This is a genomic window from Noviherbaspirillum galbum, from assembly GCF_010974945.1.
In the GTDB taxonomy this organism is placed as follows: Bacteria; Pseudomonadota; Gammaproteobacteria; order Burkholderiales; family Burkholderiaceae_D; genus Noviherbaspirillum; species Noviherbaspirillum galbum.
This window is the reverse complement of record NZ_JAAIVB010000064.1, coordinates 1-12242: the sequence shown is the minus strand read 5'-3', so window position 1 is coordinate 12242 and position 12242 is coordinate 1. Positions and strand designations below refer to the sequence as shown.

13 protein-coding genes are annotated in these 12242 nt (G+C 63.2%); 10 read left to right on the top strand and 3 right to left on the bottom strand.

Annotated features, from left to right (window positions below):
• Positions 1–74 precede the first annotated feature (74 nt).
• Positions 75–473, bottom strand: coding sequence for a cupin domain-containing protein (locus tag G3574_RS17950; protein WP_163966201.1), 399 nt, complete (start codon positions 471–473; stop codon positions 75–77).
• Positions 474–767: 294 nt separating this feature from the next.
• Between G3574_RS17950 and G3574_RS17945 the strand changes: the two genes are divergently transcribed.
• The 7 genes from G3574_RS17945 to G3574_RS17915 all read left to right on the top strand — a co-directional run bounded on the left by G3574_RS17945 (position 768) and on the right by G3574_RS17915 (position 7086).
• Entirely contained in the window at positions 768–2075 is a 1308-nt protein-coding gene (locus G3574_RS17945; protein WP_235953499.1) for a lipase family protein, read from the top strand.
• A gap of 126 nt (positions 2076–2201) precedes the next feature.
• On the top strand, positions 2202–2759 hold the full coding sequence (locus G3574_RS17940; RefSeq protein WP_163966200.1) for a dihydrofolate reductase family protein: 558 nt from the start codon (positions 2202–2204) through the stop codon (positions 2757–2759).
• A gap of 121 nt (positions 2760–2880) precedes the next feature.
• Positions 2881–3324 (top strand): cupin domain-containing protein, encoded by a 444-nt coding sequence (locus G3574_RS17935; protein WP_163966199.1) that lies wholly within the window; start codon positions 2881–2883, stop codon positions 3322–3324.
• A gap of 136 nt (positions 3325–3460) precedes the next feature.
• Positions 3461–3886, top strand: a complete 426-nt coding sequence (locus G3574_RS17930) for a hypothetical protein (RefSeq protein ID WP_163966198.1) — start codon at positions 3461–3463, stop codon at positions 3884–3886.
• 169 nt (positions 3887–4055) lie between these two features.
• The gene (locus G3574_RS17925) at positions 4056–4430 is read left to right on the top strand and encodes a four-helix bundle copper-binding protein (RefSeq protein ID WP_163966196.1); all 375 of its coding nucleotides are present in this window, start codon (positions 4056–4058) and stop codon (positions 4428–4430) included.
• Positions 4431–4565: 135 nt separating this feature from the next.
• The gene (locus G3574_RS17920) at positions 4566–4772 is read left to right on the top strand and encodes a heavy-metal-associated domain-containing protein (protein WP_163966193.1); all 207 of its coding nucleotides are present in this window, start codon (positions 4566–4568) and stop codon (positions 4770–4772) included.
• Positions 4773–4824: 52 nt separating this feature from the next.
• Positions 4825–7086, top strand: coding sequence for a copper-transporting P-type ATPase (locus G3574_RS17915; protein WP_163966191.1), 2262 nt, complete (start codon positions 4825–4827; stop codon positions 7084–7086).
• On the opposite strand, the gene G3574_RS17910 is transcribed toward G3574_RS17915, so the two are convergent.
• On the bottom strand, positions 7083–7733 hold the full coding sequence (locus tag G3574_RS17910; RefSeq protein ID WP_163966188.1) for a glutathione S-transferase: 651 nt from the start codon (positions 7731–7733) through the stop codon (positions 7083–7085). The genes G3574_RS17915 and G3574_RS17910 overlap by 4 nt on opposite strands.
• 113 nt (positions 7734–7846) lie before the next feature.
• Positions 7847–8773 (bottom strand): LysR family transcriptional regulator, encoded by a 927-nt coding sequence (locus G3574_RS17905; RefSeq protein ID WP_163966185.1) that lies wholly within the window; start codon positions 8771–8773, stop codon positions 7847–7849.
• 134 nt (positions 8774–8907) lie between these two features.
• Here G3574_RS17905 and G3574_RS17900 point away from each other — a divergent pair, with 134 nt between their 5' ends.
• From G3574_RS17900 to G3574_RS17890, 3 genes are all read left to right on the top strand, one after another.
• Positions 8908–10074, top strand: coding sequence for a mandelate racemase/muconate lactonizing enzyme family protein (locus tag G3574_RS17900; RefSeq protein WP_163966182.1), 1167 nt, complete (start codon positions 8908–8910; stop codon positions 10072–10074).
• Positions 10075–10343: 269 nt separating this feature from the next.
• A complete protein-coding gene (locus G3574_RS17895; RefSeq protein WP_163966179.1) occupies positions 10344–11408 on the top strand; it encodes a GGDEF domain-containing protein in 1065 nt (354 codons plus the stop codon).
• A 508-nt stretch (positions 11409–11916) separates the two neighbouring features.
• The coding region (locus G3574_RS17890) for an ATPase domain-containing protein (protein ID WP_328804806.1) at positions 11917–12242 on the top strand (326 nt) is incomplete at its 3' end.

The window sequence follows — 12242 nt, the reverse complement described above, 5'->3', positions numbered from 1 at the left end:
TTGTCTCCCCCGAGGGCTTGAGGTGGGTACCGCTTGCGGCGCCCACCTTTTTTTATGGTGAGCTGCCTGCCTCGTCAGCCGTCAACCACCGTGGCATGTTCCGTCGGCAAGATGATCTCAAGCAATTCGCAATCGTCCGACCAGCCGAGGACCCGGTGGCGGATGTTCGGCGGCTGCATCCAGCATGACCCCTCGCGCATCGTCTGTACGCCCACGCCTTCGAACTCGCTCTTGAACCATCCCTTGAGCACGTAGATGAGCTGGAACTGCACGTCGTGATGGTGCCATTGGCTCAGGCTTTCCGAGTATGGCGCGGTCATGCGGATGACGTGCGCCGTGGCGAGCCCCCTGGTCGCCATCGCGATGCCGAGGTCGCGATAGGCGGAATAATTGCGCAAGCCTCCCGTCCTGAATTCGGCGTCGTCGAGGTGGCTGACTGTGAATGTTTGTGCGGGCGAGGAAGAGGCGTTCATGGCGGCTTGTCCTTGGGTTGGTCAGGAAAGATCAGAGCATGGTTTGCCGCGGCACGCAACGGCCTGGAGGCGCTTGCCGCACGGTGCATCGACCGGCTGTTTTTGCGGCGTTGTTCCCCGCCCTGAATCCCTTCGGCAAACGGTGTATTCTAGTGGCTGTCCTTCAGGCAATGGTTGCGCCGGCCAAGCCCGATGCAGCGGATTTCCACTTGAAGGACCAGTGAACTTAGATGGCGGATCCCCGGTCTGCCATCTACCTCAACATGACTAGAAGAACCAAGGAGACAAGATCCAATGAAGATCGAATTCAAGCATGCCGCAGGCATGACGCTGGCCAGCGCATTCTTACTCGCAGGCTGCGGAGGCGGGAATAGCGATGACCGCGGCTCGCTGATCGAGACGCCCCAGATCCTGGGCACGCTGACCGCTGCGCAGGTCGATTCCGGCACGGCATCCAGCGGCCTGCAGCCTATTTCGGGCAAGGCGAAATGCGACGTCCAGGTCGTCGGCCTGAACTATGCGACGGTCGGCGTCAACAACGAAAAGACCAACGCTTCCGGCGTGTTGCTCGTGCCGGCCGGCGCCTGCGCCAATGCCAGCTATCCGCTCGTTGCCTACGCCAAGGGAACCGACGTGCAGAAGCCGCGCACCCTGGCCAGCGCCTCCGATCCGGAGACCTTCCTGCTCGCGGCGATGTACGCGGCGCAAGGCTATGCGGTGGTGGCGACCGATTACCTCGGCTATGCCAAGTCCGGCTATTCCTATCATCCTTACCTGCACGCCGAATCGGAAGCCAGCTCGGTGATCGACTCCATTCGCGCGGCGCGGAAGGCGGCGGGCTCGCAGAACGTCAACCTGTCGGGCAAGGTGATGCTGACCGGCTACTCCCAGGGCGGCCATTCGTCGTTCGCGGCGCAGCGTGCCATCGAACGCGACAATGCGAACGAAATCAACGTCGTCGCCGGCGCCCACCTCGCCGGTCCGTACAACCTGTCCGGCTCGCTCAAGCTGACGCAGGCCATCGCCGGCTACCAGTTCTTCGTCCCCTTCCTGGTGACGTCTTACCAGAAGGTGTATGGCAATGTCTACACCAGCACGTCGCAGGCCTACAAGGCGCCGTATGCCGACTACATCGAATCGCTCCTGCCCAATCCCACGCTCACCTATACGACGCTGGTGACGTCCGGAAAGCTGCCGGGAGGAACTCCGAACGAGGCACGCGACGCGGTCTTCCAGTCGGCGTTCCTTACCGACGTGCAGACCAACGCCAACAATGGCTTCTACCTGGATGCCAAGAAGAACGACCTGCTGGGATGGAACCCGAAGGCGCGCACGATCCTGTGCGGCGGCGCGGGCGATCCGACGGTGTCGCCTGCGGTGCATCGTGACGTTGCCCAGGCCGACTTCAACAGCCGCGGCCTGACCAACGTGTCGTCGGTTGACGTGGACGCGCAGGTGCAGGCGGCATTCGGCGTCGCAGGCAAGGCGCCGACCGACCCGACCTCGGCCGCGTTCGCCACCTACTACGGCAGCTACCACGGCACCTACGAGCCGCCGTTCTGCCACCAGGCGGCACGCGCGCTGTTCGACAAGCTGAAGTAAGAGCCAGAGGACGATCCCCGCGGCGCTTGCCTCGCGGGGATGTCATCTTCCAAAGCGCTCGCGTCCGGTTGCTCGCTGATTCATGAGCGGCTGGGCGCGAGCGTCATTTTTTGAACGGGAGACACCATGGGACTCCTGACCTTCTCCATCAACCTTACCCTGGACGGCTGCGTCGACCACCAGGAAGGAATCGCCGACGACGAGACCCTCGCCTACTTCACCCGCCTCATGGACGAGGCCGGCGCAATGCTGTGGGGCCGCGTCACCTACGAGATGATGGAGAGCTACTGGCCTGCGGTCGCCCGCGGCGACGAGGAGGCGCCGCCGTCGATGCGCGAGTGGGCGGTCAAGCTCGAGACCAAGCCGAAGTACGTGGTGTCTGCGACGCGAAAGAAATTTTCCTGGACCAACAGCCACCACATCGCCGGGGACCTGCTCATGGGCGTACAGAAGCTCAAGGACTCGACTCCGGACGGCGTGCTGCTTGGCAGCGGCAAGCTCGCCACCGAGCTGGACCGGCTGGATCTGATCGACGAGTACAAGTTGCTTGTCCACCCCAGGGTCGCCGGCCACGGCCCGACCCTGTACGCGGGCGGGCTGCCCGGCACGCGGAGGCTCGAATTGATCTCATCGACGCCGTTCCGCAGCGGCGTGGTCGCGATGCACTACCGGCGCGCGCGTTGAACGTTCGCTTCCCGCTTGATTGTCCCTTGACGTTGGCTATGCTGCTAGGTGCATGCCCAGGATTCATCTCCAGGCAAGCCCTTTGAATGCGACTCAAGCCGGCAAAAAGAGGAGCCAAGCCATGAAAAACCAGCCATTCGTCGTCACGCCGGACGCCTACGATCGACCACTCAATGTGGTGGGTGAAAAAATCACGGTGTTGGCATCAAATGCCTTGACCCAAGGCTACGAGATATTCCTGCAGCAGGGCGATGAGGGAACAGGGCCCCCACCGCACAGTCACGACTGGGACGAATCGTTTTACGTGACCAAGGGCAATGTCGCAATCCGCTTCGACGACCAGACCGTCACTGCAACGCCGGGCACGCTCGTTCACCTGCCCGCGCGCACGGTTCATTCATTCCAGTTCGGCCCGGGAGGCGGCGAGATGATCTCGGTCACCAGCCACAACGGCCAGGCTGCAAACCTGTTCAAGACGATCGACCAGGAAATTCCCGCTGGCTTGCCCGACGTGCCCAAACTGATCACTGTCGCCGAGCGATGCGGCGTAGCCATTGCGGTTTGATGCGGCTGCTCGGGCGTGCGACCCTGTACCTGCTGCGCAGTCGGGGTTTCCAGCGTGACATGCCCAGGCGATTCTTGAACTAAGCACCATAAAACCGTCCAAGCCTTTACATGGAACAGGACACCACCGTTGAAGCATGGAACCGAGGATCAGGCGCATCGTGATTGCCATCTTGCTGGCCCTGCTGCCGCTGCATGGCTTTGCCGTGGCGGCGCGCCTGCCATGCGCGATGGTTCACACTGCTGCGGCAAAGGGTCCTGCCGCCAAGCCGGCGGTGCGTGACCTGCGGCACCGGCAAGTGCAACGGGCGCTACCGGCTTACGCAGATGCGCGCAATGCGCTTCCCCGAAACGCGGCCAGCATCTCGACGATGAAGCATCGCATGCAGCAGGGAAGCGACGCCTGCTCCCTGCATTGCCATGCCGCGTTCGCATTGCCATACTCCTTCCCGCATGCCGCACCCGACACCAGTTCGGACGCGATCCACGTCGTCACGTCGGCGCCGTTGCCGAATTCCCTGCCTTACCGCCTAGAGCGCCCACCAAAGCCGATCGCGCTCTAATCCTCCACGCAAAACACGCTGCGCGAACACGAGGCTCGCCGACACCGGGTCCCCCGTCTGTGCACCAATGCGTCCGCTTGGCAACCGCCTGCCGGTGCCGCGCAGCGTTTCTGATCCGCCCGGGAAAGATTTCCCGCGGCATGCCTTTACCGTTTAAAAGGAGATTCAAATGGCACAGCAACAATTCGCATCCTGTATCGAAGCCTGCAACGACTGCGCCGACGCTTGCGACAACTGCGCCGCGTCCTGCCTTAGGGAACAAGACGTGAAGATGATGGCGCACTGCATCGCGCTCGACATGGATTGCGCGCAGATCTGCCGGATGGCTGCGGCGTACATGGCGCGCGGCAGCGAGTTCGCCGACCTGGTCTGCCAGGCGTGCGCCGAAATCTGCGATGCGTGCGCCGACGAGTGCTCGAAGCACCAGATGTCCCACTGCCAGGAATGCGCGCAGGCATGCCGCCGCTGCGCCGACGAGTGTCGCCGCATGGCGGGCGGCGGGCAGCAGCGCACGGCGGGAACGACGGGGGCAAGGGCGCATTGATGCCATTCGCTTCGGAGGCCGCGCGAGCGGTCTCCGTCGCCGGCAGGCGTTCCGGCGCGCGGAAGGGTTTCGGTCTTGACCTTCCCATCGCTGGAACGTCTACAGTGATCTCTCACGCAACGAGGAGGGTTTGATATGTACGAACTGCAAGTGGATGGCATGACCTGCGCCGGCTGCGCCGGACGCGTTACCCGGGCCGTGCGAGGCGTGGATGGCGCTGCCAAGGTGCATGTCGATCTGAAGGGCAAGACGGTGCAGGTCCAGACGTCGGCGCCGCTGGACGTAGTGCGGTCTGCCATCGTCGGGGCCGGATATCCCGTGACTTCGGAAGATCTCGATTAACGACGTCGAGGATGGGCGTCCGCCCGTGCTCGATTTGCTGGATGGATACATCATGGGAAGCAAACTCGATTTGTTCCATGGCCGGCAGCACGACAATACCGGGCATGGAGATCCGCATGGACGCCATGAGCATGCGCCGCATGATCATGCGCATCACGCTTCGCCGGGGGAAGCCAGGCATGCCAGGCAAGCCGAACCGGCCCCCGCCGGGACGATATACACCTGCCCGATGCATCCCGAGGTGCGCCAGCCCGCGCCGGGCACCTGCCCGAAATGCGGCATGGCGCTCGAACCCGAGATGCCGTCGCTCGAGGACGAAGGGAACCCGGAACTCGCCGACTTCCGCCGGCGGTTTTGGTGGACCCTGCCGCTGTCGGCCGCGGTGTTCGTGCTGGCGATGTTCGGCCATCTCCTGTTCCCGCGAGGACTGGCCGGGCAGAGCTGGATCGAGCTGGCCTTGAGCACGCCGGTGGTGATATGGGCCGGCTGGCCGTTCTTCGTGCGCTGGGCGCAGTCCATCGCCACGCGCCATCCGAACATGTGGACGCTGATCGGCACGGGCGTGTCGTCGGCCTACGTGTACAGCGTCGTCGCCACGGTCGCGCCGCGGTCGTTCCCGCCGACTTTCGCCATGCATGGCCGCGTCAGCGTGTATTTCGAGGCGGCCGCCGTCATCATTTCGCTGACCCTGCTAGGACAGATCTTGGAATTGCGCGCCCGCTCGCAAACCTCGGCGGCCATCAAGTCCCTGCTCGCCATGGCGCCCAAGACCGCGCGCAGGATCAATCCCGACCGCTCGGAGGAGGACGTGCCGCTCGCGCATGTCCACATCGGAGACCTGTTGCGCGTGCGTCCCGGCGAGAAGGTGCCGGTGGATGGCGTCGTGGTCGAAGGGCAGAGTTCGCTCGACCAATCCATGCTCACCGGCGAGCCGGTGCCGATACACAAGCAGGCGGGCGACAAGCTGATCGGGGCGACCATCAACACCAGCGGCAGCCTCGTCATGCGCTCGGAAAAGGTCGGGTCCCAGACCATGCTCGCGCAGATCGTGCAGATGGTCGCGCAGGCGCAGCGGTCCCGCGCGCCGCTGCAGCGGCTGGCGGACGTGGTGGCGGCGTATTTCGTCACCGCAGTGGTGGCGATCGCGCTGATCACGCTGCTGTGCTGGGGGTTCTTCGGGCCGTCGCCAAGCTGGGTGTACGGTTTCGTCAACGCGGTGGCGGTGCTGATCATCGCCTGTCCGTGCGCGCTCGGGCTGGCCACGCCGATGTCGATCATGGCGGCGACCGGACGCGCCGCAACGCAGGGCATCCTGTTCCGCGATGCGGCGGCGATCGAAGCGATGCGTACCATCGATACGCTGATCGTCGACAAGACAGGCACCCTGACCGAAGGCAAGCCGGCGTTCAACGCGGCGATGCCGGCGGCGGGACGCACGGAGGAAGACGTCCTGCGGCTCGCGGCGAGCATCGACCAGGGCAGCGAGCACCCGCTCGCGCATGCGATCGTCGCCGAGGCGCGGCGCCGGAACCTGGAGCTCGGGACGCCTCACTCCTTCGAGTCGTCCAGCGGCATCGGCGTGCGCGGCGCGGTCGGCGGCAAGGCGATTGCGCTCGGCAACACCGCGCTGATGGAAGCCGAGGGCGTCGACTGGCAGCCGCTGAAAGGCGAAGCCGAACGATTGCGTACTGATGGCGCCAGTGTCATGTACCTGGCCGAAGAGCGCCGCCTGGTGGGACTGATCGCCGTATCCGATCCCGTGAAGTCCACCACCCTCGAGGCGCTCGACAGCCTGCGCGGAAGCGGCCTGCGCGTCGTGATGGCGACCGGCGACGGCATCACGACCGCCAGGGCGGTCGCGAATCGCCTCGGCATCGAGGAATACCACGGCGAGGTGAAGCCCCGCGACAAGCTGCGCCTAGTCGAGGCGCTCCAGGCCAGGGGCCGGAAAGTCGCGATGGCCGGCGACGGCATCAACGATGCCCCGGCGCTGGCCCGCGCCGACGTCGGCATTGCCATGGGCACCGGGACCGACGTTGCCATCCACAGCGCGCATGTCACCCTGGTCAAGGGCGACCTGCGCGCAATCGCACGGGCTCGCCAGCTATCGAACGATGCCGTGCGGAACATGTACCAGAACCTCGGATTCGCATTCGTCTACAACGCCCTGGGCATTCCGCTGGCGGCGGGTTTGCTCTATCCGCTGACCGGCCACCTGCTGTCACCCATGGTGGCGGCGCTGGCGATGAGCCTGAGCTCGGTGTCCGTCATCGCCAACGCCTTGCGGTTGCGGGCGCCTGCCAAGGCAGCCTAGTCGCCGGACGATTCCGCAGGCCTGCAGACGCCTTCCCCATGAGGCGCCGCGCGGAAGGCCGGCAGCTTTTCCGCTTCCAGCGAGAAAGCCTGCAATAGAAGGTAACGTTCCTTGGGAGCCGCATCCGCGGTCATGGCCTGGATGAAGTGCCAGGCCACCGCCGCGGTGATTCCTCCCTGCGACAGCGCCCCCGACTCTAGCACCGTCGCCTGCGGCCGGTCCATCTCCTTTTCCATCGCGTCGCAAGCCGCGCGCAGCTGATCGGTGACCCGCTCCAGCCAGGGCGCATGCAGCTTTTCGGGAGGACGCAGCATGTGCTCGTATACGATCTGCACGCTTTTCTCGCAGGCGGCAAGCGCCAGCCCGGTCAGCCGCAGGTCGCGCACCAGCGCATCGGCCTGCGCCGGCCTGAGCGAACGCGGATGGGCAACCGACTCGGCATACTCCAGGATCAGGGTCGAGTCGAGCAATACCGTGCCGTCGTCGCACACCATGGTGGGGACCTTGATGACGGGATTGATCTGCCTGAAGGCTTCCATGTGGCGGAACACGGAAAGGGACTCATGCTCGAAGCGCAATCCCAGCATCTGCAGCGAGATGGCAACCCTGCGGACGTAGGGGGAATCGAGCATACCGACGAGTTTCATGATTGCGCCTCCATGGTGACAAGGTTGACCGGCTGCTGGGATGCAGCATGGCTTGACTATAGCCGACATCGTACGATGACGTCGCTGCCCGGTGGGCAAGTCATGTCCGCCAATCAATCATCCGGGTCCGGGCCGATCGGCTTGAAGGGCTTGCGGAAGCGGGCGAGGAGAAAGTCGATGAAGGCGCGGGTGCGCACGGGCAGGTTGCGCTGGCCAGGGTAGTAGGCGAACAAGTCCGCGGAAGGCAGCCCGAACTTCGGCAAGACGATTTTCAGCCTGCCGCTTTCGATGTACTTCGCTAGGTCCCATTCGGAACGGATCGCGATGCCGTGGCCGTCGAGCGCCCAACCAAGCACGATGTCACCGTCGTTGCTCGACAGCACGCCGTGTACCTTGATGGCCTCGCTATGGTTGCGGCTCACGAAGCGCCAGATGCCGTAGGTATCGTCGTTCTGACGATGGATGATGCAGCGGTGACGTGCCAGGTCCGCGAGGGTTTTCGGGGTGCCGTGCTGCTTGAGATAATCCGGCGACGCGCAGAGGTAGCGGCGGTTCGACATGATCCGGCGCGCGCTGAGCCGCCGGTCGGGCAGCGTGCCGAAGCGGATCGCGAGATCGAAGCCGCTTTCCACCAGGTCGATCGGCCGGTCCGTCACCTCGACCTGCACTTCTACATCCGGATACTCCCTGGAGAACTCGGAAACGAGCGGCGCGATCGTCGTGCGGCCGAAGCCGAGCGTCGCGTTCACGCGCAACAATCCGCGCGGCGTCGCCCGCCCGGAGGTGACTGCCTGCTCCATCTCGCCGATCTGTTCCAGGATGCGCGTCGCATGGGCAAGGAAGGTTTCGCCCTCGCTGGTCAGGCTGATGCTGCGCGTCGTCCGGTTGACGAGCCGGATGCCGAGGCGGCTTTCGAGCTGGGCCAGCCGCTTCGTGGCTGCGGGAGGCGTGATGTCCAGGCCGCGCGCGGCGGCGGACAAACTGCGGTGCCTGGCGACAAGCACGAAGAATTCCAGGTCGGCGGAAATGTTGTTCTTCACTTTGACTCACTTATGAATTGAATCGGGGTGAATTTTAAACGGCTTCATCGGGCGTAATCTCACGTCTTCTGCACTTTTTTCGTTGCCCGTCGAACAGCCCAGCACTGACCTGCACAGCCCCGAGGAGATTACCCATGAAAATCGTCGAGATCCGCGAAAAGACCGTCCCCATCAGTTCCCCGATCCGCAACGCCTACATCGACTTCAGCAAGATGACGCTCAGCCTCGTGGCAGTCGTGACCGACGTCATCCGCGACGGCAAGCCCGTGGTCGGCTATGGCTTCAACTCGAACGGCCGCTACGGCCAGGGCACGCTGATGCGCGAGCGCTTCATTCCCCGCATCCTCGAGGCCAGTCCGGACAGCCTCGTCGATGCCACCGGCAACAACCTGGATCCGGAAAAGATCTGGAATTGCATGTTCACCAATGAAAAGCCGGGCGGCCACGGCGAGCGCTCGGTGGCCATCGGCACCATCGACATGGCGGTGTGGGACGCGGTGGCCAAGATCGAAGGCAAGTCGCTGTTCCAGCTTTTGGCAGACCGCTATGGCAACGGCAAGCCCAACCGCAAGATATTCGTCTATGCCGCCGGCGGCTACTATTACCCCGGCCAGGATCATGAAAAGCTGAAGGACGAGATGCGCAGCTACATCGACCGCGGCTACACGGTGGTGAAGAAGAAGATCGGCGGCGCGTCGCTCGACGAAGACCTGCGCCGCATCGATTCCATCCTCGGCGTGCTTCAGGATGGCCAGAAGCTCGCCGTCGACGCCAACGGCCGCTTCGACCTCGATACCGCGATCAAGTATGCGAAGGCCTTGTCCCAGTACGACCTGTTCTGGTACGAAGAGGCGGGCGATCCTCTCGACTACGAACTGCAGGCCACCCTGCGCAACTACTACGACAAGCCGATGGCGACCGGCGAAAACCTGTTCTCGATGCAGGACGCGCGCAACCTGATCCGCTACGGCGGCATGCGCCCGGACCGCGACTGGCTGCAGTTCGACTGCGCCCTCAGCTACGGCCTGGTCGAGTATCTCCGCACGCTGGACATGCTGCGCCAGCACGGCTGGTCGCCGAGCCGCTGCATTCCGCACGGCGGCCACCAGATGTCGCTCAACATCGCCGCGGGCCTCGGCCTCGGCGGCAACGAATCCTATCCCGACCTGTTCCAGCCCTATGGCGGCTTCCCAGATGGCGTCAAGGTGGACAAGGGCTACATTACCATGCCCGACCTGCCTGGCATCGGCTTCGAAGGCAAGGCGGACCTCTACGCCGAGATGCAGAAACTGTCCGCCTGAGGCGGAGCCGGGCTGTCGCGCGGCGGCCCGGCGATCGCCATGCTTTTCCCTTGCCGCCCGCATCATCCCGTTGCGATGCTGCCGCACGATCCGCCAGATCGAATTGGCAGTGCCGCCCCGGCAACGTACAATCTGCCCACTAGAGACGTGGTCGTGGCGTTTGGCAGTCAGTCGGAGAGCGGGAAATGCATTTGGATGTCAGAACGGTTTACCTGATGCTTGCCATTGCGGCATTGGCATCGTCGGCGTCTCTCTTCCTTGCTCAGCGAATGAAGATTTCCGTCCACGGCATCAAGCACTGGGCCTGGGGCTTCGCTATTGCCGGCAGCAGCGGCTTTCCGCTCGCGGCGCGCGGGATGTTGAACCCGGCATTGTCCGTCGTGCTGGGCAACTGCATGCTCATGCTGGGCTATTCCTTCATCTGGACGGGCATGCGGCAGTTCGTCGGCGCCCCGGTGCGCAAGTGGTGGGTGCTGGTGGCGCCCCTGCTGGCCCTGCCGGTGCTGAGCCTCTTTTTCCTGGATGACGGCAACGTCCCGGGGCGCATCGCTTTTCTTTCGACGCTCATTGCAGGCCTGAGCGCATTGCCCGCATGGGAACTTCTGCGCCGCAATGACGAACGCCGTCTCGGGCAGCGCTGGGTTGCATGGATACTGCTGGCCCATGTCGGCTTCAACGTCTGCCGGGCAGCGTATTACGGCTTTAGCACGAGCGTCCCGGATGCCTACGCGCTGGCGGCGTTTCCGACGGCAACCGGCGTTGAGGCTTTCCTCTACATGATCTTCCTGGTGCTCGGCCTGATCATCATGATGAGCAACACGCTGCAGATGGAACTCAACCGCCTTGCAAGCCGGGATCCGCTGACCGACACCTATAACCGGCGCGCATTCCATGAGATGTTCGAGCGGGAGTTGTCCAACGCCGAAAGGACGGGCAGGCAGCCGGCCCTGCTCCTGATCGACATCGACAATTTCAAGCAGTTGAACGACAAGCATGGCCACGCCGTTGGCGACCTCGCGCTCAAGCATTTCGTCACGCACGCCGGACTGTGCCTGCGCAGCCAGGACGTTCTGGCCCGGTTCGGCGGCGAGGAATTTGTCGTCGTGCTCCCGGAGTGCAGCCTCCATGCGGCCCACGTCGTCGCGGAACGCATCCGGACGAGGATCGCCACGCATCCGATGTCGACCGCGAACGGGGACATCTCTTTCACCGTCAGCACGGGCGCGACGACCGCGATAGCGAAGGCGCCTGACCTGAAGGAAGTATTCGATCGCGCCGATGCGGCGCTCTACCAGGCGAAGATGAGCGGCCGGAACTGCACCGTCACCGCCTGACGACGAGCTTGGCATCGTGCCGCTCTCGTAGCGGTGCCAAAGTCATTGCAACTGGCGCCACAGTGATGGAACTGGATGCAATAGTTAATGCGACTGACCTACGGATCGCCGAGAGTGATGTATGCAATAAACCGAAATTGGGGTTGAACCCGACGCGGCGGGACGGGCGCTGCCTGACTAACCTGTGCCGGTCACCTTCGCTCCACGAACGTCGGCTTGTTGACCCGAAGCTGCCTGTGAACGGGAAATCTTGACCTGCAGAAATCGGCCAGAAGCAGACGATTGGAGGCTGACTATACAAGTACGAATTCCATGATCTAGCTAATCAATATCCAAATGACGTAAAGTAATTTTCGCTCCCCTTACAGGCTTTGCTGTGTTGCAGATCCAAATTAGCAATGCTCTTCCGAGTACAATTCAAGGACTGAGCGTCAATCGCCTTGTGTTCCACGAGCTAGGGGTTGAATTTTATTCATACCATCAAGCCAGAGCGGCCTTCAGGATTCTCATGGTTATTACACAAAATGCGTCCAGCAATGTCTTTATCTCCACCGGAATCCCTGGACTCGACAACATTCTTGGCGGCGGTTTGACCAAGGAACGCCTCTATCTCTTGGAAGGCGATCCAGGCGCAGGCAAGACCACCATGGCGTTGCAGTTCCTGATTGAAGGCGCTAGGCTAGGGGAGCCGGTTCTCTACATTACCCTGGCTGAGAACGACATCGAGCTGCACTCCGTTGCACAAGCTCACGGTCTTTCGATGAGCGGCGTCACCGTGCATGAGGTCATTCCTGAGGAAAGCATCCTGGATCCGGACGAGCAATATACCGTTCT

Coding starts and splice junctions, on each gene's coding strand:
- G3574_RS17950 (WP_163966201.1), bottom strand. CDS start 473: ATGAACGCCTCTTCCTCGCCCGCACAAACATTCACAGTCAGCCACCTC.
- G3574_RS17945 (WP_235953499.1), top strand. CDS start 768: ATGAAGATCGAATTCAAGCATGCCGCAGGCATGACGCTGGCCAGCGCA.
- G3574_RS17940 (WP_163966200.1), top strand. CDS start 2,202: ATGGGACTCCTGACCTTCTCCATCAACCTTACCCTGGACGGCTGCGTC.
- G3574_RS17935 (WP_163966199.1), top strand. CDS start 2,881: ATGAAAAACCAGCCATTCGTCGTCACGCCGGACGCCTACGATCGACCA.
- G3574_RS17930 (WP_163966198.1), top strand. CDS start 3,461: ATGGAACCGAGGATCAGGCGCATCGTGATTGCCATCTTGCTGGCCCTG.
- G3574_RS17925 (WP_163966196.1), top strand. CDS start 4,056: ATGGCACAGCAACAATTCGCATCCTGTATCGAAGCCTGCAACGACTGC.
- G3574_RS17920 (WP_163966193.1), top strand. CDS start 4,566: ATGTACGAACTGCAAGTGGATGGCATGACCTGCGCCGGCTGCGCCGGA.
- G3574_RS17915 (WP_163966191.1), top strand. CDS start 4,825: ATGGGAAGCAAACTCGATTTGTTCCATGGCCGGCAGCACGACAATACC.
- G3574_RS17910 (WP_163966188.1), bottom strand. CDS start 7,733: ATGAAACTCGTCGGTATGCTCGATTCCCCCTACGTCCGCAGGGTTGCC.
- G3574_RS17900 (WP_163966182.1), top strand. CDS start 8,908: ATGAAAATCGTCGAGATCCGCGAAAAGACCGTCCCCATCAGTTCCCCG.
- G3574_RS17895 (WP_163966179.1), top strand. CDS start 10,344: ATGAAGATTTCCGTCCACGGCATCAAGCACTGGGCCTGGGGCTTCGCT.